This is a genomic window from Nocardioides sp. JCM 18999 (genome assembly GCF_055391175.1).
Window position 1 is genome coordinate 983598 of sequence record NZ_AP043887.1, and the last position, 23930, is coordinate 1007527.

A 23930-nucleotide genomic window follows, 5' to 3' on the forward strand; every position below is an offset into this window, starting at 1 on the left:
GTTTCCTGGGGAGGGAGACCTGATGGGTCTGGAGGTCGACGGCGACGTCGCGCGCGCTCGGCAGCGCGCTGAAGCGGTGGAGATCGAGGGTGCGGTCCTCGACCTCGTCACCGCGCGCCCGGACGGAGCCGACGGCCCTGACGGCGTCGTACGACTCCATCCCGGTTGGCGGGCGGAACCGCTGCTGCCCGCTCCACTGCGGGCCAGCCTCGCGATCGGCCCCGACGACCTGACCGCTGCCGCCCGGATCGGACGCGCGTCGGCGGACTGGCTCCCGCTGCTGGTCCACGCCAATGCGGCCGGGTTCGGGGAGAGCTCGTTCGGTGCGTGGCGGACGTCGCGGACCGCGGCGATCCCTGAGGCCCGGTTCCGGCTGCGTGCGGCGATCAACGCACTCGACTCGGCCGGCCCGATCGCTGCGTACTACCTGCTCAACAACGAGGGGCACCTGCACGGCTGGGGTCCGAGCCACTTCACCCGGTTCCTCGCAGCCGCCGATGATTCCGGGCAGGCGATCGTCCTGGACCCCAGTGTCGCCCAGGCGTTGAACGAGATGCTTCCCGGATCGCCGATCGCCGGGGCCGACTGGCCGACCGCCGACTACGCCTACGCGCTCACCGTGATCCACCGGCTGGCGGCCGCCACCCGGTTGGACCCGATCCGGATCAACCAGGCGTTGGCGGCGCGTGGCGGCGGACTGGTCAGCGCGACAGGGACCCGGCCACGGCCCTGATCTGATCCGGGCCGACCCCGCAGCAGCCGCCGATCATCCCGGCGCCCGCAGCCACCCAGGAAGCGGCGGCATCGACCGACCACGACACCTCACCCGTCCAGGTGCCGGCCGCGTCGCCGTCGCCGCTCTGCCAGTCCTGGCCGGTGTTGGGGTAGCAGACGCCGGGCTTTCCGGTCGCAGCGGACGCTGCCGCGAGGGCCGCCGCGGCCTCCCGCGGATCGCAGCAGTTCACCCCGACCGCCACCACGCTGTCGACCCCGGCGACGGCGCTGAACGCCTCGTCCCAGGGCTGGCCGGCGCGAGTCCGGCCGTCCGCGACCGAGAAGCTCACCCAGGTGGGCACGTCGACGCCCAGCAGGAGCTCGGCCAGCACCTCGGCCTCGATCAGGTCCGGGACCGTCTCGACCGCGATCAGGTCCGGCTCCTCCTCGAGCAGCAGGTCCAGGCGCGGCCCGTGGAACTCGCGCAGGACCTGCGCCGGGACCCGGCCCTCGTAGCCGCGGTACTCCGAACCGTCGGCGAGCATCGCCCCGTAGGGGCCGACCGAGGCCGCGACCAGACGGTCGGAGCCCTCGGCGGCGACCTCCTTCGCCAGCCGGACGCTGAGCCGGATCAGGCGCTCGGCCTCCCGCTCGTCGGCACCGGCGGCGACCAGGCCGGGGATGCTCGCCTGGTAGCTGGCCGTGGTCGCCACCTGGGCGCCGGCCTCGAAGTACGCCCGGTGCACCGCGGCGATCTCCTCGGGCTCGTCGCGCAGCAGACGGGCGGTCCACAGGTCCCCGCCGAGCGTGTGTCCGCGGCCCTCGAGCGCGTTGGACAGGCCGCCGTCGAGGACGACGATCCCGTCGCGGAGTACGTCCAGGGCGGGCGTCGGACGGCCGGGTGCGGTGATGCTCACGTGGCCGAGTGTAGGTCGGGGCCCTGAGTCCGCGGACGGGGTGCCGGTGGTGGATCTGTCGGTGGTGTCGGGGAGGATTCTCCCGGTCGCTTCGCGTACGCTGGGGTCTCCTTCCCCGGGATACTGATCGACCGTTCCACCGACCCCTGAGGAGGGCTGGCCCAGCCGTGACGAACGCCGATTTCGCTCACCTCCATGTGCACACCGAGTACTCGATGCTCGATGGCGCCAGCCTCTTGGACGGGCTCTTCTCCCGGGTGAGCGAGCTGGGGATGTCCAGCATCGCGATGAGCGACCACGGCAACCTGCACGGTGCCTACGACTTCTACTCCAAGGCGAAGAAGTACGGCGTCAAGCCGATCATCGGGATCGAGGCCTACGTCACCCCGGGCACTCCCCGTGGAGAGCGCAAGCGGGTGCGGTGGGGTCGCGGCGAGAGCGCCCAGGAGGGCGGCGACGACGTCTCGGGTGGTGGCGCCTACACCCACATGACGATGTGGTCCGAGACCACCGAGGGCATGCACAACCTGTTCCGGCTCTCCTCCCGCGCGTCCATGGAGGGGTACTTCTACAAGCCCCGGATGGACAAGGAGATCCTCGCCGAGCACAGCAAGGGGATCATCGTCTCCACGGGCTGCCCGTCCGGCGCGATCCAGACCCGACTGCGGTTGGGCCAGTGGGACGAGGCGCTCCGCGAGGCCGGCGAGCTGCAGGACATCTACGGCCACGACTCGGTCTTCCTCGAGCTGATGGACCACGGCATCTCGATCGAGAAGCGGGTCCGCGACGACCTGCTCAAGCTCGGGAAGACGATGGGCATCAAGCCGATCGCCACCAACGACTCGCACTACAACAACCCCGAGGACGCCGGCGCCCACGAGGCGCTGCTCTGCGTCCAGTCGGGCAGCCGCATGGCCGAGCCGCCGTACTCCCAGGGCGGGAAGCGGTTCGCCTTCGAGGGTGCCGGCTACTACATCAAGTCCGCCGCCGAGATGCGCGAGCTCTGGGGCCGGCAGGACCTGATGGAGGCGTGCGACAACACGCTGCTGATCGCGGAGCGCTGCAACGTCGAGTTCACCGAGTCCACCGGCGGCTACATGGCCCGCGCCGACATCCCCGCCGGCGAGACCGAGGAGTCGTGGCTGCGCAAGGAGGTCCGGCGCGGTCTCGAGTTCCGCTATCCCGGGGAACGCCTCACCCAGGAGGTCCTCGACCGGGCCGACTTCGAGCTCGACGTCATCTCGCAGAAGGGCTACTGCGGATACTTCCTCGTGGTCGCCGACTTCATCCAGTGGTCCAAGGACAACGGCATCCGGGTCGGCCCCGGTCGTGGTTCGGGTGCGGGCTCGATCGCGGCGTACGCGCTGAAGATCACCGACCTGTGCCCGCTCGAGCACGGCCTCTACTTCGAGCGGTTCCTCAACCCGGAACGTCCCTCGATGCCCGACTTCGACATCGACTTCGACGACCACCGTCGCGGCGAGGTCATCCAGTACGTCACCCAGAAGTACGGCAGCGAGCGGGTCGCCCAGATCGCCACCTTCGGCCGGATCAAGGCCAAGGCCGCGATCAAGGACGCCGCGCGGATCCTCGACCACGGGTTCGCCATCGGTGACCGGATCACCAAGGCGTTGCCGCCCGACGTGATGGGCAAGTCGGTCAAGCTCAAGGAGCTCTTCGACACCACCTCCAAGCGGTACGGCGAGGGCGCGGAGTTCCGGGCGCTGCACGACTCCGACCCCGAGGTCCGACGGATCTACGAGACCGCGATCGGCCTCGAGGGCCAGATCCGGCAGACCGGTGTGCACGCGGCCGGCGTGATCATGTCGAGCGAGCCGTTGATCGACATCGTCCCGCTGATGGATCCGAAGCAGGACGGCCAGATCATCACGCAGTTCGAGTATCCGAAGTGCGAGGAGCTCGGCCTGGTCAAGATGGACTTCCTCGGACTGTCCAACCTGCACACGCTCGAGGACGCGGTCGCCAACATCAAGGCGAACCGCGGCGAGACCGTCGTCCTGGAGGACGTGCCGTTCAACGACCGGGCGACGTACGAGCTGATGGGACGCGGTGACACGCTCGGCGTCTTCCAGCTCGATGGCGGCGGCATGCGTGCCCTGCTGCGCTCGATGCAGCCCGACCAGTTCGCCGACATCACGGCTGTCTCCGCGCTCTACCGGCCAGGCCCGATGGGTGCGGACTCGCACAACAAGTACGCCCACCGGAAGAACGGTCGCCAGCCGATCGAGCCGATCCACCCCGCGCTGGCCGAGGCACTCGAGCCGGTGCTGGGGGAGACCTACGGCCTGATCGTCTACCAGGAGCAGGTGATGGCGATCGCCCAGGTGCTCGCCGGCTTCTCCCTCGGTGCGGCCGACAACATGCGTCGCGCCATGGGCAAGAAGAAGAAGGAGGAGCTCGACAAGCAGTACGCCGGCTTCGAGGCCGGCATGCTCGAGCGCGGGTATCCCAAGGACTCGGTCAAGGTGCTGTGGGAGATCCTCGTCCCCTTCGCCGACTACGCCTTCAACAAGTCCCACTCGGCCGCCTACGGCGTCGTCACCTACTGGACGGCGTACCTCAAGGCGAACTACCCGACCGAGTACATGGCGGCGCTCCTCACCTCGGTGAAGAACGACAAGGACAAGATGGCGATCTACCTCAACGAGTGTCGCCGGATGAAGATCAACGTGCTGCCGCCCGACGTCAACGAGTCGGTCGTCGACTTCGCCGCCGTCGGGGCCGACATCCGGTTCGGTCTCACCGCCGTGCGCAACGTCGGCCTGAACGTGGTCGAAGGCATCGTGGCGGGGCGGACCGAGAAGGGCCGCTACGCCGACTTCAACGACTTCCTCGACAAGGTCCCCGCCGTGGTGTGCAACAAGCGGGTGATCGAGTCGCTGGTCAAGGCCGGCGCGTTCGACGACCTCAAGCACCGCCGCCGGGCCCTGATCGCGGTGCACGAGACGGCCGTCGACCAGTTCGTCGACATCAAGAAGAACGAGGCGATCGGCCAGGACTCGCTGTTCGCCGACCTCGGCGGCGAGGACGGGGGTGCCGGCTTCGGCATCTCGGTCACCATCCCCGATCTCGACGAGTGGGACAAGATGACCCTGCTCGCCCACGAGCGCGACATGCTCGGGCTCTACGTCTCCGACCACCCGCTGCTCGGTCTCGAGCACGTGCTCGCCAACGGCACCGACATGACGATCGGCCGTCTGCTCTCCGACGAGTCCGTCGCGCACGGCCACCACGTGACGATCGCGGGCCTGATCACCAACGTGAACCGACGGATCACCAAGAAGGGCGACCCCTGGGCCACGATCACCGTCGAGGACCTCGAGGGTGAGGTCGAGGTGCTGCTCTGGCCGAGCATCTACGTCCAGGTCAGCTCGGTGCTCGCCCAGGACGCGATCATCCGGGTGAAGGCCGGCGTGGACAAGGAGCGGGAGACCGTCCAGCTGCGTGGTCTCGAGGTGAGCGTCCCCGATCTCACCGAGAGCTCCACCGGAGGTCCGGTCGTGATCAGCATGCCGTCGACGCGCTGCACCCCGCCCGTGGTCCAGCAGCTGCGGGACGTGCTGGCCACCCACCCCGGCATGACCGAGGTCCGGCTGCGGCTGCTGACCCGGTCCGAGACCCGGGTCCTGCGGCTGGATGAGAAGCTGCGGGTGACGCCGAGCGGTGCGCTCTTCGCGGATCTGAAGCAGCTGCTCGGTCCCGGATGCTTGGGAGGGTGAGGATGACTCGCACGAACGTGGCCTGGGTGGCCGGGATCCTGGTCTGGTGCGCCCTGCTGGGCCTCCTCTGCGGATGGCTCTGGATGGCGGTGTGGGAGCCGGCGTCCGGGCAGGCCTACCAGCAGGCCTGGTACCCCGTGCCGTGGGAGGCGGGCAGCAAGGACGACTTCGCGGCCACCGGATGGTTCGTCCTGATCGCGATCGCCGCGGGCATGATCACCGCGATCCTCGCGATCGCGGTCACGCGGGTCGGGGAGCTGGTGACCCTCGGCGCCGTCATCGTCGGCACCTGCCTGGCCTCCGCCCTGATGCTCGGCTACGGGATCGCGGTCGCTCCGCCGGATCCGGCGGCCGCCGCCAAGACCGCCGCCGACGGCACCGCGCTGCTCGGGACCCTTGCGGTCCCTGGCTGGTCTGCGCGAGCCTGTCTGCCCTTGGGGGCGGCGATCATCTTCGTCATCTGGTACTTGATGCTCTCCCGTCCCGCAGCGGGTGACGTCCATTCGCTCGACGTGCAGGAGGAACAGCTGTGAAGGGTTGGATCGTGGGGGCCGGCGTGGCAGCGGTCGTGGTCGGGGCGGGAGCGACCACCTGGGCTGCCTTCTCGTTCTTCAACAGCGGTCCGCAGGCGGCGGAGGCGTTCCCCGCCGACACCCTCGCGCTGGTCTCGATCGACCTCGACCCGAGCGCGAGCCAGAAGGTCGCGGCCTTCAAGCTGGCCAACCGGGTTCCGAGCCTCAAGGACGACCTCGGTCTGCACAGCGGCGACGACCTGCGCCGCAAGCTCTTCGACGGGTTGATCGACAGCGAGTGCGACCTCGACTACGACGACGACGTCGAGCCGTGGATCGGTTCCTCGGCCGGTGTCGGCGTGGTGGGCCGGACCGACCCGAAGCCGGTGCTGGCGCTGGCCGTCACCGACGAGACCAAGGCTCGCGCCGCGGCGAAGCTCCTGGAGAAGTGCCTCGCCGACAACTGGTCCCAGGTGGGGCTGAAGGCTCCGTCGCCCGGCATCGTCGTCGCGAACGACTGGCTCGTCGTGGCCTCCGACGACAAGGAGGCCGCCCGGGTCCTCGCGGGTGCCCAGGACAAGCCGTTGGCGACCTCCGACGACTACACCCACTGGACGAAGGCGGCCGGCGACCCCGGCATCCTGACCGCCTACGCCGCCCCCGGTTCGGCCGCGGCCCTGTTCGACGCGGTCGGCGGCCTGACCGACCTCGGGTCCGGGCTCGGTGCCGACCTCGGTGCCGAGCTGGGCGACGAGGCCGGCATGGGCTCGAGCCTCGGGCCGGGACTCGGGATGGGTCTCGGACTGGGCGCCTCGGCGTTCTGCCCGGGGCTGACCGACTCCGACAGCCAGGACTCCTCGGCGCTGGGCGACTTCGGCGGCGCCGGGGCGACGCTCCGGTTCAACGACGCCGGACTGGAGTTCGAGTTCGCCTCCGACGCCGGCAAGCGCGCGAAGACCACCCAGACAGCCGACGTCACCTCGCTGCCCGACGATGTCGGTGCCGCGATCGGTGTCGGATTCGCGGACGGCTGGGTCGACGGCCTCCTCAGCGGCCTCGAGGAGACCTGTGGGGAGGGCTTCGACCCGTCCACGATCTTCGCGATGGTCAGTGCCTTCACCGGGCTGGACGTCCCCGACGACCTGGAGACCCTCACCCAGCGCTCGGCTCAGCTGGCCCTCGGCCCCGACCTCGACGTCGAGGCGATGCTCAACTCGTCGTCGGCGGACTCGCTCCCGTTGGCGCTGCGGATCATGGGCGACCCGGCCGAGCTCGAGCCGGTGATCGACAAGCTCGGCGCCCTGGCGCCGGGTGCCCCCTTCTTCGAGACCGAGGCGGGCGACGACTCCGTCACCGTCGGGTTCCAGGAGGCGTGGCGTTCCGAGGTGGCCGCAGGCGGCCGGCTGGGTCGCAACGACACCTTCCGCGACGTCGTCCCGCATGCCGACGACGCCTCCGCGGTCTTCTACGTCGACATCGCGGCGATCAAGGGAGCCCTCGGCACCCTGCTCGGCGGATCCGACCTGGAGCACGACCTCGACGAGCTGGCCGCGCTCGGTGCTTCCGGCTGGACCGAGGACGAGATCGCCCACGGACAGCTGGTGCTGCGCGCCAAGTAGGCGCGCGGACCGGTCAGTTCGGGGACCAGCCGGTCCGAGCCACCTCGGTGGCCGGCAGGGACGGGATCACGTTCATCGCCTCGACCTCCGAGCGGAGGTAGTCGATGATCAGCGCCAACCGCTCGGAAGCATCGTCGGCCTCCAGCAGGGACTGCCGTTCCGCCATCGGGAGCGGCGTCACCGCGGCGAGCGTCCACGACAGGTAGGCGCTGTCGCGGGGGAGGTCACCCGGGAAGGGGTCCTCCCGCCACTGGCTGACGATCGAGCGGAAGGCCGTGAACGTGGCCCGGGCGATCATGTCGACCTCCTCGGACACGGGCGCCGAGTCGGCGGGGAGCGTGGTCACCGTGCCGCGCGGGAAGTCGCCGGAGGTGTCGAGCCGTTCCAGCCGGAACCGGTCGCGCCCCACCGCGGTGATCGCGAAGGTTCCGTCCGGTCGGGGGACGGCGTCGGTGAGCTGCAGCCGGGTCCCGATCCGGTACAGCGACTGGGCCCCACGCTCGCCGACCTCGTACCCCTCCCGGATCCCGACGATCCCGAAGACCCGCTCCGCAGGGTCCTCGGTCCGGAGCAGGTGGTGGACGAGGGCCCGATAACGGTCCTCGAACACGTTCAGGGGGATGCTCACCCCGGGGAACACCACCGTGTTCAACGGGAACATCGGGAGGGTGGACGTCTCAGGCCCACTAACCGCGTCGCTCATCGGGATCGACCCTACCTAGACTGAGGGCATGATCCGCCGAATCGACCTCCGTGGTGCCGAACGCACCCTCGACTACCGCGCGGCCGTGCCGCGCGCGGAGTTCGACATCGAGCGGGCCACGCATGTGGTGCAGCCCATCCTGGACGAGGTCCGCGAGCGCGGTCTGGCCGCGATCCTCGACTTCAACGCCCGCTTCGACGGCGTCGAGCAGACCGACATCCGGGTCCCCGTCGAGACGCTCGCCCGGGCCTTGGCCGAGCTCGACCCCGAGATCCGCGCCGGCCTGGAGGAGTCGATCCGTCGGTTGCGTGCGACCTGCGCGAACGAGCTCGAGGTCGACGCCGTCACCGACCTCGGACTCGGCGCCCGGGTCACGCACCGCAAGGTCCCCGTCGGCCGCGTCGGTCTCTACGTCCCCGGCGGCCTGGCCCCGCTGGTCTCCAGCGTGCTGATGAACACCGTCCCGGCCCAGATCGCCGGTGTGCGCTCGATCGCGCTGGCCTCGCCCGCGCAGAAGGAGTTCAACGGTCTCCCGCACCCGACGATCATGGCCGCCTGTGCTCTGCTCGGGGTCGACGAGGTCTACGCCGTCGGCGGCGCCCAGGCGATCGCGATGTTCGCCTACGGGGTCCGTGACGCCGAGGGGCCGGTCGTCGAGCCGGTCGACCTGATCACCGGCCCGGGCAACATCTACGTCGTCACCGCCAAGCGGTTGGTCAAGGGCACGGTCGGGATCGACTCCGAGGCCGGTCCGACCGAGATCGCGATCCTGGCCGACGAGACCGCTGAGGCGGCGTACGTCGCCGCCGACCTGATCAGCCAGGCCGAGCACGACCCGCTCGCCGCCGCGGTCCTGGTCACCGACTCGGTCGCGCTGGCCGACGAGGTCGAGGCCGAGCTGGACAAGCAGGTCTCGGTGACCAAGCACGTCGACCGGATCCGCACCTCGCTGGGTGGCTCCCAGTCCGGCATCGTCCTGGTCGACGACGTCGAGCAGGGCATCCGCGTGGTCGACGCCTACGCCGCCGAACACCTCGAGATCCACACCCGCGACGCCGCTGCGGTCGCCGGGCGGATCCGCAACGCGGGCGCCATCTTCGTCGGGAGCTTCGCACCCGTCAGCCTCGGCGACTACTGCGCCGGCTCCAACCACGTACTGCCCACCGGCGGATGCGCCTGCCACAGCTCGGGGCTGTCGGTGCGCGCCTTCACCAAGTCGATCCACGTGATCGACTACAGCCGCGACGGTCTGGCCGAGGTCAAGGTCCACGTCGTCCGGCTGGCGAACGCCGAGGACCTGCCGGGCCACGGTGCGGCTGTCTCCGTCCGCTTCGCCGACGAGTGAGCGGGCCCGCCATGAGTGACGCGCTGAGCTACACCGCACCCATCCGCCCGGAGCTGGCCGGGATCGAGCCCTACGGCGCGCCGCAGCTCGACGTCCCCGTCCAGCTCAACGTCAACGAGAACCCGTACGGCCCCAGCGCCGCCTGCATCGCGGACATCGCGGCGTCGGTGGCGCAGGCCGCTGCCAGCCTCAACCGGTACCCCGACCGGGAGTTCACCGAGCTGCGCACCGAGCTGGCGACGTACCTGACCCGCGACTCCGGCCCCACGCCGGTGACGCCGGAGATGGTCTGGGCCGCCAACGGGTCCAACGAGGTCATGCTGCAGCTGCTGCAGGCCTTCGGTGGTCCGGGCCGGACCGCGCTCAGCTTCGCGCCGACGTACTCGATGTATCCGGAGTACGCCCGGGACACGATGACCGAGTGGGTCACCGGGCACCGCGAGAGCGACTTCAGCCTTGACCTCGAGAAGGCCGTCGCCCTGATCGGCGAGGTCCGCCCCAGCGTCGTGCTGCTGCCCAGCCCGAACAACCCGACCGGGACGGCGCTGCCGCCCGAGGCGGTCGGTGCGCTCGCCGAGGCGCTGGGCGAGTCCGGCGTCCTGGTCGTCGACGAGGCGTACGGCGAGTTCCGCCGCGCCGGGGTCCCGAGCGCGCTCGAGCTGCTGCCGACGTACCCGAACCTGGTCGTGTCCCGCACGATGAGCAAGGCGTTCGCCGGCGCGGGGCTGCGGCTCGGCTACCTCGCCGCGCACCCGGCGATCACCGACGCGATCCGGGTGGTGCGGCTGCCGTACCACCTCTCCGCCGTCACCCAGGCGACCGCGCTGGCCGCGCTACGGCACCAGGACGAGCTGCTCGGCAAGGTCGACGAGCTTCGCCTCGAGCGCGACGCGCTCGTCGTCTGGCTGCGCGAGGCGGGCCACGAGGTCGCCGACTCCGACGCCAACTACGTCTTCTTCGGCACCTTCGCCGACCGCCATGCCGTGTGGCGGGGGTTGCTGGATCGCGGTGTGCTGATCCGCGAGACTGGCCCCGACGGATGGCTCCGGGTCTCCGTCGGCACCCCGGATGAGATGTCCGCTTTCCGCACCGCACTGACAGAGGTCACGAAGTCATGAGTCGAACTGCTCGCATCGAGCGCGTCACCAGCGAGTCCACCGTCATCGTCGAGGTCGACCTCGACGGCACGGGCCAGCACGACATCGACACCGGTGTCGGCTTCTACGACCACATGCTGACCGCGCTGGCGCGACACTCCCTGATCAACCTGACGGTGAAGTCCGAGGGCGACCTGCACATCGACGCGCACCACACCGTCGAGGACACCGCGATCGTGATCGGGCAGGCCATCCGCCAGGCTCTGGGGGACAAGAAGGGCATCCGCCGGTACGGCGACGCCACCGTGCCGCTCGACGACGCGCTGGTCCAGGCCGTCGTCGACGTCTCCGGCCGTCCCTACCTGGTCCACTCCGGTGAGCCGGCCGGCCAGGAGCACGTCCTGATCTACGGCTCCGGCGTGCCCTACCTCGGGTCGCTGACCCGGCACGTCTTCGAGTCGATCGCGCACCACGCCTACATCACCACCCACATCCGGGTGCTGGACGGACGCGAGCCGCACCACATCGTCGAGACCCAGTTCAAGGCGTTCGCCCGCGCACTGCGTCAGGCGATCGAGCCCGACCCGCGTGAGTCCGGCATCCCCTCGACCAAGGGTGCGCTCTGAGCGCTCAGCCGCGCGTCGTCGTCCTGGACTACGGATCGGGGAACCTCCGGTCCGCGGTCCGGGCGATCGAGCGCGCGGGTGCGCAGGTCGAGCTCACGGGTGACATGGACGCCGCGATGGAGGCCGACGGCCTGCTCGTGCCCGGCGTCGGTGCCTACGCCGCCTGCATGGCGGGGCTGCGCGCGATCCGTGGCGAGCGGATCATCGCCCGCCGACTCTCGGGCGGACGCCCGGTGCTCGGCATCTGCGTCGGGATGCAGATCCTGTTCGAGCACGGCATCGAGCACGGCGTCGACACCGAGGGCTGCGGCGAGTGGCCCGGCGTCGTCGAGCGCCTGCAGGCGCCCGTCGTCCCGCACATGGGCTGGAACACCGTCGAGGCGGTGCCCGGCACGCAGGCGTTCGCCGGGATCGAGGACGAGCGGTTCTACTTCGTGCACTCCTACGGCGTGCGCGACTGGACCCTGAAGACCAACGACCGCACCAAGGCACCGCTGGTGACCTGGGCCGAGCACGGCAGCGATCGTTTCGTCGCCGCCGTCGAGAACGGGCCGCTCTGGGCGACCCAGTTCCACCCCGAGAAGTCCGGCGACGCCGGAGCCCAACTCCTGAAGAACTGGATCAACACGCTGTGAGCTCTTACCTCGAACTGCTTCCCGCCGTCGACATCAAGGGCGGCAGCGCCGTCCAGCTCGTCCAGGGCGTCGACGGCTCCGAGAAGGTCTTCGGTGACCCGATCGAGGCCGCGCTGCGCTGGCAGGAGATGGGCGCGGAGTGGATCCATCTGGTCGACCTCGACGCCGCCTTCGGGCACGGCTCGAACGCCGACCTGCTCGCCGAGGTGACCCGCGCGGTCGACATCAAGATCGAGCGCTCCGGTGGCATCCGCGACGACGCCTCGCTCAAGGCCGCGATGGACTCCGGCTGCCGCCGGGTCAACATCGGCACCGCCGCGCTGGAGAACCCCGAGTGGTGCGCCCGCGCGATCGCCGAGTACGGCGACCGGGTGGCGATCGGGCTCGACGTCCGCGGCACCACCCTGGCAGCCCGCGGATGGACCAAGGACGGCGGCGACCTCTACGAGACCCTGGCCCGGCTCGACGCGGAGGGCTGCGCCCGGTACGTCGTCACCGACGTCAACAAGGACGGCATGCTCCAGGGCCCGAACCTGCAGCTGCTCCGCGACGTCGCCGCGCTCACCGACCGCCCGCTCGTCGCGTCCGGTGGCGTGACCACGATCGACGACATCCGCGCGCTGATGGAGCTGGTCGAGATCGGTGTCGAGGGCGCCATCGCCGGGACCGCGCTCTACACCGGGTCGCTCTCCCTCGAGGAAGCACTGGCCGTCACCAAGGGTCAGGCGTGAGCCTCTCGGTGCGGGTGATCCCGTGCCTGGACGTCGACGGCGGCCGGGTGGTCAAGGGGATCAACTTCCAGGACCTGCGTGACGCCGGGGACCCGGTCGAGCTGGCCAAGGTCTACGACGCCGAGGGCGCCGACGAGCTGACCTTCCTCGACATCTCGGCCTCGCACGAGGGCCGAGCCACCACGATGGAGATCGTCTCCCGCACCGCCGAGCAGGTCTTCATCCCGCTCACGGTCGGTGGGGGAGTCTCCTCGGTCGAGGACGTCGACCGCCTCCTGCGGGCCGGGGCCGACAAGGTCGCGATGAACACCGCGGCGATCCGTCGCCCCGAGCTGATCGCCGAGGTCGCTGACCGGTTCGGCAACCAGGTGCTGGTGCTCTCCGTCGACGCCCGTCGTGCTCCCGGCACCGACTCCGGGTTCGAGGTCACCACCCACGGCGGCCGCCAGTCCGCCGGCCTCGACGCGATCGCCTGGGCCGCCCGGGCCGCCGAGCTCGGTGCGGGGGAGATCCTGCTCAACGCGATGGACGCCGACGGCACCGAGGACGGCTTCGACCTCGACATCATCCGCGCCGTGCGCCGCGAGGTGTCGATCCCGGTGATCGCCTCCGGTGGCGCTGGTTCAGCGGCGCACTTCCCGCCGGCCGTCGAGGCCGGCGCCGACGCGGTCCTCGCCGCTACGATCTTCCACTTCGGCAAGGTCAGGATCGCCGAGGCGAAGGCAGCACTTTCCGGAGCCGGTTACCCCGTTCGCTGATCCACAGCGCTCTGGTCCTCCATCCGTCAGAAATGTCGGTGGCTCCGTCTAGCGTCTGTTGCATGTACTCGGGCGATGGATTGGCTGGTCTCCTGGACCTCCCGATCGACGACATGGGCGAGGGTCTGTTCCTCGACCATGTCGGTGCGCTCGGACACGCTCAGCGCGAGATCGACGTCCGGATCCTTGAGGTCGCCCATGCCTGGGCCGTCCGTTCACAACGCCCTCCCGTCCCATTGCGCGACGTCACCGACGTCCGGAGGGAACGCATCCTCGGTCTCGGTGCCGACGGGGGTGAGGGTGCGTCAGAGACGGTCGGCGAGTTCTCTCCCGCGGCCCTGGGTGCACGGCTCGGCATGACGACCCACGCCGCGCGAGAGCTGATGGCTGACGCCGTCGACCTGGCCCGGTTCTTCCCGGAGCTGTGGGGACGGGTGAAGCGGCTCGAGGTGAAGGCCTCCTACGCGCGGCATGCGGTGAAGTCCTGCCGTGCCGCCGACCTCGACCGGACACAGATGGCCCAGGTCGACCGCACGGTCGCCGAGTCGGCCGACGGCCGGATCCCGTGGAGCCGGTACGCGGACCTGGTCGAGGCAGCGATCACCACCTGTGATCTGGCCCGAGCACGGGAGGCCGAGCTGCGACGTCGGAAGGCACCGTTCGCCAGGCGGCTGCCCGGAGTGCAGTCCGGGATGGCGTCGTTCCTGATCCGTGCCAGCGTGAACGTGATCGACCGGATCGAGGCCGCGGTCACCCGCGGGGCCAAGGACCTGGAGGCGGGGCGTCCCGACCTCTCCCACGACGACCGATGTGTCGCAGTCGCACTCGCGATGGTCACGGGGGAGTCCTCGGGCTCGGACACCACTGTGCACCTGCACGCGTACGCCGCCTGCCCGGCGCACCCCGAGGAAGCGGGGTTCTCCCGGATCGACCATGCCGCGATGGTGACCAACAGCTGGGTCAACGAGGTCTTCGGGGCCGACCCGGCCGCCCGGATCACGATTCGGCCGGTGCTCGACATCGAGGGTCTCGCCCCGGTCGACTCCTACGAGATCCCCGCACGACACCGCCGTGCGGTCGCGCTGACGATGCCGGCGGATCTGTTCCCCTGGGGCAACCGTGCGGGCCCGAGCGCACAGATCGACCACACCGTCCCTTGGCGCGATCCGGCCCCTCGGGGGACCGCCGGGCCAGACCGGGATCGGCAACCTCGGCCCCCTCTCGATCCAGCATCACCTGCTCAAGACCCACGGCAGATGGGACGTCAAGCAGCCGTTCGTGGGCATCTTCCTGTGGCGCGACCCGGGCGGCCAGGTCTACCTCGTCGACGCCACCGGCACCCGCGCGCTCGCCAACGCCGCCTGAACGCATCACCGCCTGGGTAGTGTCTGGCCACGTGACGCCACGAGGTTGGACCGCTCGACTCAAGACCCTCTTCGGAGGACGGAGCTCGGAGACCCCCGCGCCGTCGGGTGTGCAGATCACCTACGCGCCGAAGCACGACGGTCGCCCCGACCCGGGCGAGGTGGTGTGGGCGTGGGTCCCGTTCGAGGACGACCCGAGCCAGGGCAAGGACCGTCCGGTGCTGCTGATCGGACGACAGGGCTCCCAGCTCCTCGGGCTGTACCTGACCTCGAAGGACCACGACCGCGACGCCGCCCAGGAGACGCGGGCGGGGCGGCACTGGATGGACATCGGGACCGGCGGCTGGGACCGCGAGCGTCGCCCCTCCGAGGTCCGGCTCGACCGGCTGCTGCTGCTTCCCGAGGCCGACGTACGGCGTGAGGGCGCTGCCGTCCCGGAGCAGGTCTTCGCGGCCGTGCTCGCCGCCGCTCGGCCCTACCACCCGGAGTTCCGCACGCCCTAAGGTCGGAGGGGTGAGGACCTGGATGTATCTCGTGCACCCGCCGCGCCCCGACTTCATCGCCACGATCACGCCCGAGGAGGGCGCGATCATGGCCGGAGCGCACTCCGACTACCTGACCCGCCTCTTCGAGGAGGGGACCCTCGTCCTGGCCGGCCCGACCTGGGGACAGCCGATGAACGACGGCGTCGCCATCATCGAGGCCGAGGACGAGGCAGCCGCGACCGCGATCATGCAGGCCGACCCCGCGGTCGCCTCCGGCATGATGACCGGCGAGCTCCGCGAGATGCGGGTCTCCTTCCTGCGCGGACGCGACTGACGCGACTGACGCTGACTGTCGGCGCTCAGGAGCGGCGGGCGAACGCCACCTTCTTCACCTTGCCCACCTTCGTGAACGTGACCGTCGTCCGCACCGAGGCGCGCTTCGGCGTCCTGGTGCAGAAGACGTAGGTCCGGCCGAGCCGCTCGTAGGGCTGCCCGACGGTGCGCATGACGGCGTCGGTGCTCATCCCGCGCCGGACCAGGTGCCGGAACTTCCCGGGGCCGCGACGCAGGTTCGCGTTGCGGCAGGAGTCGGGCCTGATGCCGGTGGCCCGTTCCCACATCTGCAGGTAGGCCTCGGCGCCGCGCGCCATGTCGCTGACGATCCGGCCCCCGTCGCCGACGTGCTTCGCGTCCGCGACCTTGCGCAGATCCTCGATCCAGTCCGGGTACAGGCCGTACTGGGCGACGCCGTCGGCGTTGATGTCCCAGACCCGCTGGCCGGCTCGCTGCTTGTTGACGGTGACCCCACCCAGGCCCTTGAACGGGTAGCGGACGGGATTCTTCACCGTGGTCCCGCGCGGATCGCCCTGGGCGCCGAGACCGTTGATGTCGGCGCCGTACCCGAATCCGAAGTAGTAGCGCGGGTCGGCCCAGCCGAGGTGACGACGCCACTTGTCGACGAACCCGGTCGAGTCGCCGGCGTACGGCGTGATGAAGCCACCGGCCTTGTAGATCCGGGGGTAGGTGTCCGGCGTCGACCAGGAGTGGCTCGACACCACGCCGGGGTAGCGGATCGCCTCGATCACGTCCATCGACGCCGACCGGGCCTTCACCGAGAGGTGGTCAGGGTCGAAGATCATCGACCGCTTCGCCATCGCCTTGATCGTGTGCGCACCCAGCGCGCTCAGGCCGCGCCGGTTGCAGTGGTGCGGCTGCGGGTAGACCGGCAGGGCCGGAACCAGCCCGCCGAGCTGGCCGATCGCGCCGAAGAGGGCGTCCTGCTGGCCCCCGGAGACGTCGGGGACCGTGATCTGGTCGTTGTCGTGCGACTCGCCGTCGGCGGGGTCGCAGTGCTCCATCGCCCAGAACGTGCCGGTCTCGAGGAAGTTCGCGCCGTTGATGATCGGGCCGATCGCCCCACCGTCACCGGCCACGCCGGCCAGGGCGTTGTCGAACTTGTTGACCAGCTCCATCTGGCGGACGCCGAGCCGGTGCATCTCGTCCAGGTTGGCGTCGATCTCGGCGGCCGAGCAGGCCGGCCGGTCGGTGCCGGCGATGGCCTTGAACGTGCAGCCGAACGGGATCGAGGTCTCGATCCCCATCACCACGGCCAGCTTGCCGGCGTTGATCACCCGGCGGGCCTCCTGGGGGCTCCGCACGATCCGGTAGAAGCCCTGGCCGGGGCCACCGAACTGGGCGTCGATGTAGTCCTGCATCGCGTACATGTCCTTGGCCTGCAGCCGGATGGAGTCCATGTCGTCGCACGAGTTCCGCTTGAGCGGATAGACCTGGCAGAGCTTGTTGTTCTCCACCAGCAGGTTCACGAAGAGCCGCTGGCCGCCGCGCCACGAGCGCTCCAGCCAACGCCAGTAGGTGCCCTCGTGGGTGAGCGAGTGCGGAGCGGGCCAGTCCTTGAACGTCGGCCAGCCGACCGGGTCGTGCGACGGCTTCCCGGACAGGAGCGTCTCCAGTAGGGCACCGTTCCCGCCGGTGAGGCGGTGGTCGGGGCAGTCGACGAGCGCCGACGGTGCCCCGAACTCGTGCCACGGGCGCCCGCAGTGCACCTGGCCGCCGAGGAACTCGAACGCCATCCCGTGGGTGTGGGCGTCGACGAAGCCTCGGACCTCCTGGAACGGGCTCACCCCGGCGAACGGCTCACCGGTCACGTCGACCCCGGCCTCGGGGTAGGCGGGGCAGGTGCGCACCGAGCGCAGCAGGAACGGGGTCGGGTTCGACCCGACGGCGAGCCCGCCGCTGGGGGTCGCGACCAGGGACCGACCCGCAGCCACGGCGAACGTGAAGCGTCGGCCCGCCTGGGCGACCGCCCAGTTCGCGTCCTGGCTGGCTCCGGCCAGCGTGACCGATCCGTTGCGTGCCGCGGTCACCTCGCCGGTGGCGGTGTGCAGCAGGTACCGCCCCAGACGGGTGGCCTTGAAGTAGAAGGTGCCCGAGGAGCGACCGTTCGGCGCCGTCAGGGAGTAGCAGCCGCCCGCCATCGCGTACTTGGTGGCGGGGTACGCCGCCCGCTTCGGGTAGGCGGACACGGTGGTGAGCTTCGGGGCGCGCAGCCGACGCTGCCGCTCGACCGCCGAGGTCGCGCTGACCCGTTGGGTGGCCGTGGTGGTGTCGCGGGCAGCGGCCGAGGCGGTGAGATCGCGGGAGATCGCGTTCTTGGTCCGCGGGTCGTCGTGCCGGTGCACGGGGAGCAGGGTGTCGTCGTGGGGGAGGCCCAGGTCCGCCTTCGCCTGCTCGACGGAGCCGGCCATGCTCACCCGGGCGGTGTCGGCCTCGACCTCGGCCGGGGTTCCCCGGCCGTCGGGCAGGGTGAGCGCAGCGAGCACGGTGGCCAGCGCCAGTCCCGCCGGCAGCGCGAGCCGCAGGCCGGAGATCTTCGGTCGGTCGTTACGGATCATGTCGAACCTCTTCGTCCACGGCGCACCCATCGCCGGGGCGCGCCCCCATGCGCGCCGGGTCACACCCTACGGACTTCCTCAGCCTGCATTCAGGATTCGCCCCGACTCGCCCGTAGGGTGGACCGACGTGAGTGGCACTGAGGCATCCGGGACGGCAGTCGATCCGGGAAGCCGAGCCACCATGCGTGACGGTCTGGCCGTGCTCTGGGTCGGGATCAAGCGCGAGCCCTGGTTGTTCACCGTCTCCACCCTCGGTGCGGCCCTCTTCGGTCTGCTCACCGTCGCCGACGCCTGGGTGCTCGGCTGGGCCACCGACCACGTGCTGGTGCCCTACTTCGACGGCGATGACGTCGGTGCCGGCCTCTACCTCGCCGTCGCCGCCCTCTTCATCGGTGTGGCGCTGCTGCGCGCGGTCGCCATCGTCGCCCGTCGCCTCGGCGCCGGCATCATGCAGTTCCGGCTCCAGGCCAGCACCCGCCGCGCCGTCACCCGGCGCTACCTCGAGCTGCCGATGGCCTGGCACCAGCGCCACCCCACCGGTGAGCTGCTCTCCAACGCCAATGCGGACGTCGAAGCGGCGTGGGCGCCGATCGCACCGCTGCCGATGGCGGTCGGCACGATCGTGATGATGGTGATCGCGGTCGTCCAGATGTTCCTGGCCGACACCGTCCTGGCGTGCGTCGGACTGCTCGTCTTCCCCGCGGTGATCGCGGCGAACCTCGCCTACCAGCGGGCCAGCAGCCCCCTGATCACGCAGGCCCAGCAGCTCCGGGCCGAGCTCTCCGAGGTGGCGCACGAATCGTTCGAGGGCGCGCTCGTGGTCAAGACCCTGGGGCGTGAGGTCGAGGAGACCGCCCGTTTCTCCGACACGGCCGACCGGCTCCGCGACCTCAACATCCGCGCGGGACGGATCCGCGCAGCCTTCGATCCTGCCCTGGCCGCGCTGCCCAGCATCGGCGTGCTGGTCGTGCTCGTCGTCGGCGCGATCCGGGTGCGCTCCGGTGCGATCGAGGCCGGCGACGTGGTCACCGTGGCCTACCTGCTGACCATCGTGAGCTTCCCGATCCGCTCGATCGGCTGGCTGCTCGGGGAGTTCCCGCGCAGCGTCGTCGGGTGGCGTCGGGTCCGGGCGGTGCTGGACGCACCGGGCAGGACGACGTACGGGACGAGGCAGCTGGCCGGCACGGAGCCCGCCTCGCTCGAGCTCGACCGGGTCGGTTTCGGGTACGACGCCACGGACGGCGGCACCTCCCGCCCGATCCTCGACGGGATGAGCTTCGAGGTCGCCCCGGGCCGGACCACCGCGGTCGTCGGCGCCACCGCGTCGGGCAAGTCGACCCTCACCACCCTGCTCACCCGCCTCGTCGACCCGGCGAGCGGGGCGGTGCTGCTCGACGGTGTCGACCTGCGCGACCTGGCCGAGGGGGACCTCGCCCGCACCGTCGCGCTGGTGCCCCAGCACGCGTTCCTCTTCGACGACACCGTGCGCGGGAACGTCGACCTCGGTGCCGACCTCAGCGACGCCGAGATCTGGCAGGCCCTCGAGGTCGCCCAGGCCGCCGCATTCGTCTCCGCCCTGCCCGACGGCCTCGACACCCGCCTGGGGGAACGCGGCGCCAGCCTCTCGGGTGGGCAACGGCAGCGGCTCGCGCTGGCGCGGGCCCTGGTCCGCCGGCCCCGGCTGCTGATCCTCGACGACGCCACCAGCGCGGTCGATCCCGAGGTGGAGCAACGGATCCTGTCAGCGATCGGCACTGCGGGTGGGAGCCGCCCGACAATGGTGCTCGTCGCCTACCGCAAGGCGACGATCGGCCTGGCCGACGAGGTCGTCCACCTCGTCGACGGCCGGATCGCCGACCGCGGCACCCACCAGGACCTGCTGAGGCGGTCCCCGGCGTACGCCCGCCTGGTCAACGCCTACGAGACCGACGACACCGACGAGACCGTGGAGGCGACCCGATGAGCGAGATCCGGGCCGCGTCGACCGGGGTCGGGACCGGCGAGAACCTCGGCGCGATCCAGACCATCCGGCACGGGCTGCGGCACAGCCCCGAGATCACGCAGGGCCTCGGGCTGACGGTGGTGTTCGCCCTGATCGCCAGTGCCGGGCAGGTGGTCGTCCCGATCGCGGTGCAGCAGACGTTGGACCGGGGGATCAACGCCGCCGGTGGCCCCGACATCGGATTCACCGTCACCGCGGCCCTGCTCGGCCTGCTCGCGGTCGTCCTCACCGGGTTCGCCTCCTACGCCATGACCCGCCGTCTCTTCACCTCCAGCGAACGTGGCCTGGCCACCCTGCGCACGAAGGCGTTCCGGCACATCCACGACCTGCCGATGCTCACCCAGAACACCGAGCGCCGCGGAGCGCTGGTCGCCCGCGTGACCAGCGACGTCGACCAGATCAGTCAGTTCCTGGTCTTCGGCGGCCTGATGCTGGTGATCAGCACCGGCCAGATCCTCGTCGCCACCGTCGTGATGGCGTTCTACAACTGGCCGCTGACGATCGCGGTCTGGCTCTGCTTCGCCCCGGTGTTCGGCTCGATCCGGTGGTTCCAGCGCAAGCTGAGCGACGCCTACACCCGGGTCCGCGGCACCGTCGCGGTGATGCTGTCGGCGATCAGCGAACCCGTCGTCGGCGCCGGCGTGGTGCGCGCGTACGCGATCGAGGAGCGCACCCAGCGACGGATCGATGCCGCGATCGCCGCCAACAAGGCCACCCAGACCGCCGCCCAGGGATACACGGTGGTCAGCTTCAGCCTGGGTGGGATCAGCGGCGGCCTGGCCAACGCGGCCGTCGTGCTCGGCGGCGTCTGGTTGGCCGAGCAGACGGACATGTCGATGACGGCGGGCACGATCCTCGCCTTCGCGTTCCTGGTGAGCCTCTTCGTCAACCCGGTCCAGATGGGCACCCAGATCCTCACCGACGCGCAGAACGCGATCGCCAGCTGGCGTCGGGTGATCGGTGTCCTGGACACCCCGGCCGACCTGGTCGACGCCGGCGACGGTGGTGCGACCCTGCCGCGCGGCCCGTTGAGCGTCGAGCTCCGGGGCACCACCTTCGCCTACCCCGGCGGGGCGCCGGTGCTGCACGACCTCAACCTCCGGCTCGCACCCGGCACCCGGGTCGCGGTGGTGGGGGAGACCGGCTCCGGGAAGTCGACCATCGCCAAGCTGGTCACCCGACTCGTCGACCCGACCCGCGGCACGGTGCTGCTCGACGACATCGACCTGCGCGAGATCAGGGTCGCCAGCCTGCGCCGCAGCGTCGTGCTGGTGCCGCAGGAGGGCTTCCTCTTCGACGCGACCCTGGCCGACAACCTGCGCTACGGCGACCTGGTGGCCACCGAGGACAGGATGCGCGAGGCCGCCGAGGCACTCGGCCTGGGGGACTGGCTCGCCGGGCTCCCCGCCGGTCTCGGCACCCGGGTCGGGCAACGCGGTGAGGCGCTCAGCGCGGGCGAGCGCCAGCTGGTCGCGCTGCTCCGCGCCCAGCTCGCCGATCCCGACCTGCTCGTCCTGGACGAAGCCACCAGCGCGGTCGACCCGCACCTCGAGATGCGGATCAACCGGGCACTGGAACGGCTGATGACGGGACGGACCTCGATCACGATCGCCCACCGGTTGAGCACCGCCGAGGCCGCCGACGAGGTGATCGTCGTCGACCGGGGCCGGATCGCCCAACGGGGGCCGCACACCGAGCTGGTGGGGCAGGCCGGGACGCCGTACGAGCGGCTGTACCGGTCCTGGGTCGCACACCGCGCGCAGCCCGAGGGGCGGCAGGGATAATGGCCGTCGTGCCTGTTCAGCTCGATCCCGCCATCGCCGCCCGCCTCAAGAGGACCGGTGACGGTCTCGTGCCCGCCGTGGTGCAGCAGCACGACACGGGCGAGGTGCTGATGCTGGCCTGGATGAACGACGAGGCGCTCGCCCTCACCCTCACCACCGGACAGGCCACCTACTGGAGCCGCAGCCGCAACGAGCTGTGGGTCAAGGGCGCCACCTCGGGCCACACCCAGGCGGTCACGGAGGTGCGCCTGGACTGCGACGGCGACACGCTCCTGGTCAAGGTCGACCAGGTCGACGGTGCCTGCCACACCGGCGACCGGACCTGCTTCGACGCCGACCGGCTCGACAGCGGCTCCGACGTCATCGCGGGACCGGCGTGAGACGCGGCTTCTGGCCCACCGTCATCGTCGGCCTGGTCGGGGCCGGAACGGCAGCCGTCGCCGGCAACCGCTCCTGGGTCACTGCCGGTGACGGTGCCCTCTCCGGCATCAACGGCGCTCCGGTGGGCGAGCGGCCGGAAGTGACCGCGTTCGCCCTGGTCGCACTGGCCTGCTGGGGGGTCCTGCTGGTCACCCGCGGGTGGTTCCGCCGTGTGATCGCCGTGCTGGCCGCGCTCGCCGGCGCAGCGACGTTGGCCGCAGCCGTGATCGGACTGATCCACGCCACCGAGATCGAGGGCGGGTTCGACTGGACGTCCTTCAGCGCCGACGGGCCCCAGGAGCTCACCCGCACGTTCTGGGGCTGGGTCGCCCTCGCCGGCGCCCTGCTCGCCACCCTCGCCGGAGTGATCGCCGTCCGCTCGGTGCGCAGCTGGCCCGAGATGGGACGCAAGTACGACGCCCCGGTCGGTGAGGCCGCCGCCGCGCCGCTGCCGGCCGCCCCCGAGACGCCGTTGGACGTGTGGAAGGCCCTCGACGAGGGTCGGGACCCGACCGACGAGCCGCCGGCACCGGGCAGCCACTAAGATCTCGGCCATGGCTGACAATCACGGAAATACCCCCGCCGCCTGGACCGCCGTCGTGATCGCGCTGCTCGGTTTCATCGTCGGCAGCGTCGGCCTCATGCTCGACCCGATCGACATGCTCATCTTCTGGATCGGTGTCGCCCTGGTCGCCCTCGCCGGTGTCGCGTTCGTCGTGCTCAACAAGCTGGGCTACAACGTCGAGTCGCACTGACCGTGCCGCGATGGCCACGGTGACGCAGAGCGACCGGTCCGAGCGGACTGCGCGGCTCAAGGGCCCGGTCCTCACGATCGCCGCGCTCGGTGCCGCCACGCTGGCGCTGCGGCTGCGCGACCCGCACCACTCGGGCTCCTGGGGCTACTGCCCCCTCCAGGCCGTCACCGGGATCTACTGCCCGGGATGTGGCGGTCTGCGTGCGGTCAACGACCTCACCCAGGGCGAGGTCGGTGCCGCACTGTCGAGCAACCTGCTGGTCACCCTTGGCATCCCGATCGCGATCCTGGTGCTCGGCCTGGGGCTGTGGAGCGCCTGGTACGACCGGCCCCGACCGCGGCTGCCCGCCCGGGTCGCCACCCTGGCCTGGTCCGCGCTCGCCGTGGTCGCGTTCGGCTTCACGGTCCTCAGAAACACGCCGGCCGGCTCCTGGCTTGCGCCCTGAGCCGGCCGAACCACACCCCTCGACGGGGATCCGTCAGGGACTGGTGCTGAAGGCCATGCTCAGCGCGATCAGACCGACGCCGACCACGACGCTGGCCACCCACAGGGCGACCGAGACGATGCCGCAGATCTTCCCGGCACTGACCGTGCCGCGGTTGTTGTAGGCCGCAGGGTTGGCGTCGATGTCGCGCAGCGCGCCGTTGCCCATCACCCACGCGGCGATGCCGAACGGCACGCAGCAGAGCAGGCCGAGGATCCCGAAGACCAGGATCAACGTCCCCTTGGGGTGCGGCACCGGCATGCCGCCGTACGGCTGCGGCGCGCCGTACGGGGGCGGGGGCGGGGTCGTTCCGTAGCTCATGACGTC

23 protein-coding genes are annotated in these 23930 nt (G+C 70.8%); 19 read left to right on the plus strand and 4 right to left on the minus strand.

Annotated features, from left to right (window positions below; translation table 11 throughout):
* The first annotated feature begins 22 nt into the window (after window positions 1–22).
* Complete coding sequence (locus tag ACZ5J1_RS04745) at window positions 23–733, plus strand: 8-oxoguanine DNA glycosylase OGG fold protein (protein ID WP_464563012.1); 711 nt, start codon at window positions 23–25, stop codon at window positions 731–733.
* Here ACZ5J1_RS04745 and mmuM read toward each other — a convergent pair.
* Entirely contained in the window at window positions 702–1631 is a 930-nt protein-coding gene (gene mmuM, locus ACZ5J1_RS04750; protein WP_464563014.1) for a homocysteine S-methyltransferase, read from the minus strand. The two genes, ACZ5J1_RS04745 and mmuM, sit on opposite strands and share 32 nt — an antisense overlap.
* A gap of 215 nt (window positions 1632–1846) precedes the next feature.
* Here mmuM and dnaE point away from each other — a divergent pair, with 215 nt between their 5' ends.
* From dnaE to ACZ5J1_RS04765, 3 genes are read left to right on the plus strand one after another with little or no spacing between them, the layout of a single operon-like run.
* Entirely contained in the window at window positions 1847–5371 is a 3525-nt protein-coding gene (gene dnaE / locus ACZ5J1_RS04755; RefSeq protein WP_464564707.1) for a DNA polymerase III subunit alpha, read from the plus strand.
* Window positions 5372–5373: 2 nt separating this feature from the next.
* Entirely contained in the window at window positions 5374–5904 is a 531-nt protein-coding gene (locus ACZ5J1_RS04760; RefSeq protein ID WP_464563016.1) for a hypothetical protein, read from the plus strand.
* On the plus strand, window positions 5901–7502 hold the full coding sequence (locus ACZ5J1_RS04765) for a DUF3352 domain-containing protein (protein WP_464563018.1): 1602 nt from the start codon (window positions 5901–5903) through the stop codon (window positions 7500–7502). Before ACZ5J1_RS04760 ends, ACZ5J1_RS04765 begins: the two co-directional genes overlap by 4 nt.
* Window positions 7503–7515: 13 nt before the next feature.
* Here ACZ5J1_RS04765 and ACZ5J1_RS04770 read toward each other — a convergent pair whose 3' ends face one another.
* Window positions 7516–8205, minus strand: a complete 690-nt coding sequence (locus ACZ5J1_RS04770) for an LON peptidase substrate-binding domain-containing protein (RefSeq protein ID WP_464563019.1) — start codon at window positions 8203–8205, stop codon at window positions 7516–7518.
* 28 nt (window positions 8206–8233) lie between these two features.
* On the opposite strand from ACZ5J1_RS04770, the gene hisD reads away from it, so the two are divergent.
* The 9 genes from hisD to ACZ5J1_RS04815 all read left to right on the plus strand — a co-directional run bounded on the left by hisD (window position 8234) and on the right by ACZ5J1_RS04815 (window position 15580).
* The gene (hisD, locus tag ACZ5J1_RS04775) at window positions 8234–9550 is read left to right on the plus strand and encodes a histidinol dehydrogenase (RefSeq protein WP_464563021.1); all 1317 of its coding nucleotides are present in this window, start codon (window positions 8234–8236) and stop codon (window positions 9548–9550) included.
* Window positions 9551–9561: 11 nt separating this feature from the next.
* Window positions 9562–10668, plus strand: a complete 1107-nt coding sequence (locus ACZ5J1_RS04780) for a histidinol-phosphate transaminase (RefSeq protein WP_464563023.1) — start codon at window positions 9562–9564, stop codon at window positions 10666–10668.
* Window positions 10665–11273: an imidazoleglycerol-phosphate dehydratase HisB gene (gene hisB, locus ACZ5J1_RS04785; protein ID WP_464563025.1), complete on the plus strand. Its 609-nt coding sequence runs from the start codon at window positions 10665–10667 to the stop codon at window positions 11271–11273. The genes ACZ5J1_RS04780 and hisB overlap by 4 nt, the downstream gene beginning before the upstream one ends.
* Window positions 11270–11908, plus strand: coding sequence for an imidazole glycerol phosphate synthase subunit HisH (gene hisH / locus ACZ5J1_RS04790; protein WP_464564709.1), 639 nt, complete (start codon window positions 11270–11272; stop codon window positions 11906–11908). Before hisB ends, hisH begins: the two co-directional genes overlap by 4 nt.
* On the plus strand, window positions 11905–12639 hold the full coding sequence (gene priA / locus ACZ5J1_RS04795; protein WP_464563027.1) for a bifunctional 1-(5-phosphoribosyl)-5-((5-phosphoribosylamino)methylideneamino)imidazole-4-carboxamide isomerase/phosphoribosylanthranilate isomerase PriA: 735 nt from the start codon (window positions 11905–11907) through the stop codon (window positions 12637–12639). Before hisH ends, priA begins: the two co-directional genes overlap by 4 nt.
* The gene (gene hisF, locus ACZ5J1_RS04800) at window positions 12636–13397 is read left to right on the plus strand and encodes an imidazole glycerol phosphate synthase subunit HisF (RefSeq protein WP_464563028.1); all 762 of its coding nucleotides are present in this window, start codon (window positions 12636–12638) and stop codon (window positions 13395–13397) included. Before priA ends, hisF begins: the two co-directional genes overlap by 4 nt.
* A 62-nt stretch (window positions 13398–13459) precedes the next feature.
* The gene (locus ACZ5J1_RS04805) at window positions 13460–14782 is read left to right on the plus strand and encodes a DUF222 domain-containing protein (protein WP_464563029.1); all 1323 of its coding nucleotides are present in this window, start codon (window positions 13460–13462) and stop codon (window positions 14780–14782) included.
* Between the two features lie 11 nt (window positions 14783–14793).
* Window positions 14794–15264, plus strand: a complete 471-nt coding sequence (locus ACZ5J1_RS04810) for a type II toxin-antitoxin system PemK/MazF family toxin (protein ID WP_464563031.1) — start codon at window positions 14794–14796, stop codon at window positions 15262–15264.
* Between the two features lie 10 nt (window positions 15265–15274).
* A complete protein-coding gene (locus tag ACZ5J1_RS04815) occupies window positions 15275–15580 on the plus strand; it encodes a YciI family protein (protein WP_464563033.1) in 306 nt (101 codons plus the stop codon).
* 25 nt (window positions 15581–15605) lie between these two features.
* On the opposite strand, the gene ACZ5J1_RS04820 is transcribed toward ACZ5J1_RS04815, so the two are convergent.
* Window positions 15606–18221, minus strand: coding sequence for a hypothetical protein (locus tag ACZ5J1_RS04820; RefSeq protein ID WP_464563034.1), 2616 nt, complete (start codon window positions 18219–18221; stop codon window positions 15606–15608).
* A gap of 118 nt (window positions 18222–18339) precedes the next feature.
* On the opposite strand from ACZ5J1_RS04820, the gene ACZ5J1_RS04825 reads away from it, so the two are divergent.
* Genes ACZ5J1_RS04825 through ACZ5J1_RS04850 form a run of 6 tightly spaced genes read left to right on the plus strand, consistent with a single transcriptional unit; the run spans window position 18340 to window position 23564 of the window.
* Window positions 18340–20121, plus strand: a complete 1782-nt coding sequence (locus tag ACZ5J1_RS04825) for an ABC transporter ATP-binding protein (RefSeq protein ID WP_464563036.1) — start codon at window positions 18340–18342, stop codon at window positions 20119–20121.
* Entirely contained in the window at window positions 20118–21944 is a 1827-nt protein-coding gene (locus ACZ5J1_RS04830; RefSeq protein ID WP_464563038.1) for an ABC transporter ATP-binding protein, read from the plus strand. The genes ACZ5J1_RS04825 and ACZ5J1_RS04830 overlap by 4 nt, the downstream gene beginning before the upstream one ends.
* 8 nt (window positions 21945–21952) lie before the next feature.
* Window positions 21953–22324 (plus strand): phosphoribosyl-AMP cyclohydrolase, encoded by a 372-nt coding sequence (gene hisI / locus ACZ5J1_RS04835; RefSeq protein WP_464563040.1) that lies wholly within the window; start codon window positions 21953–21955, stop codon window positions 22322–22324.
* Window positions 22321–22908: a Trp biosynthesis-associated membrane protein gene (locus ACZ5J1_RS04840; protein ID WP_464563042.1), complete on the plus strand. Its 588-nt coding sequence runs from the start codon at window positions 22321–22323 to the stop codon at window positions 22906–22908. The genes hisI and ACZ5J1_RS04840 overlap by 4 nt, the downstream gene beginning before the upstream one ends.
* 10 nt (window positions 22909–22918) lie before the next feature.
* Complete coding sequence (locus ACZ5J1_RS04845) at window positions 22919–23119, plus strand: HGxxPAAW family protein (RefSeq protein WP_464563044.1); 201 nt, start codon at window positions 22919–22921, stop codon at window positions 23117–23119.
* 10 nt (window positions 23120–23129) lie between these two features.
* Complete coding sequence (locus tag ACZ5J1_RS04850; RefSeq protein ID WP_464563046.1) at window positions 23130–23564, plus strand: DUF2752 domain-containing protein; 435 nt, start codon at window positions 23130–23132, stop codon at window positions 23562–23564.
* A gap of 33 nt (window positions 23565–23597) precedes the next feature.
* Here ACZ5J1_RS04850 and ACZ5J1_RS04855 read toward each other — a convergent pair whose 3' ends face one another.
* A complete protein-coding gene (locus ACZ5J1_RS04855; RefSeq protein WP_464563047.1) occupies window positions 23598–23924 on the minus strand; it encodes a DUF4190 domain-containing protein in 327 nt (108 codons plus the stop codon).
* Window positions 23925–23930 lie beyond the last annotated feature (6 nt).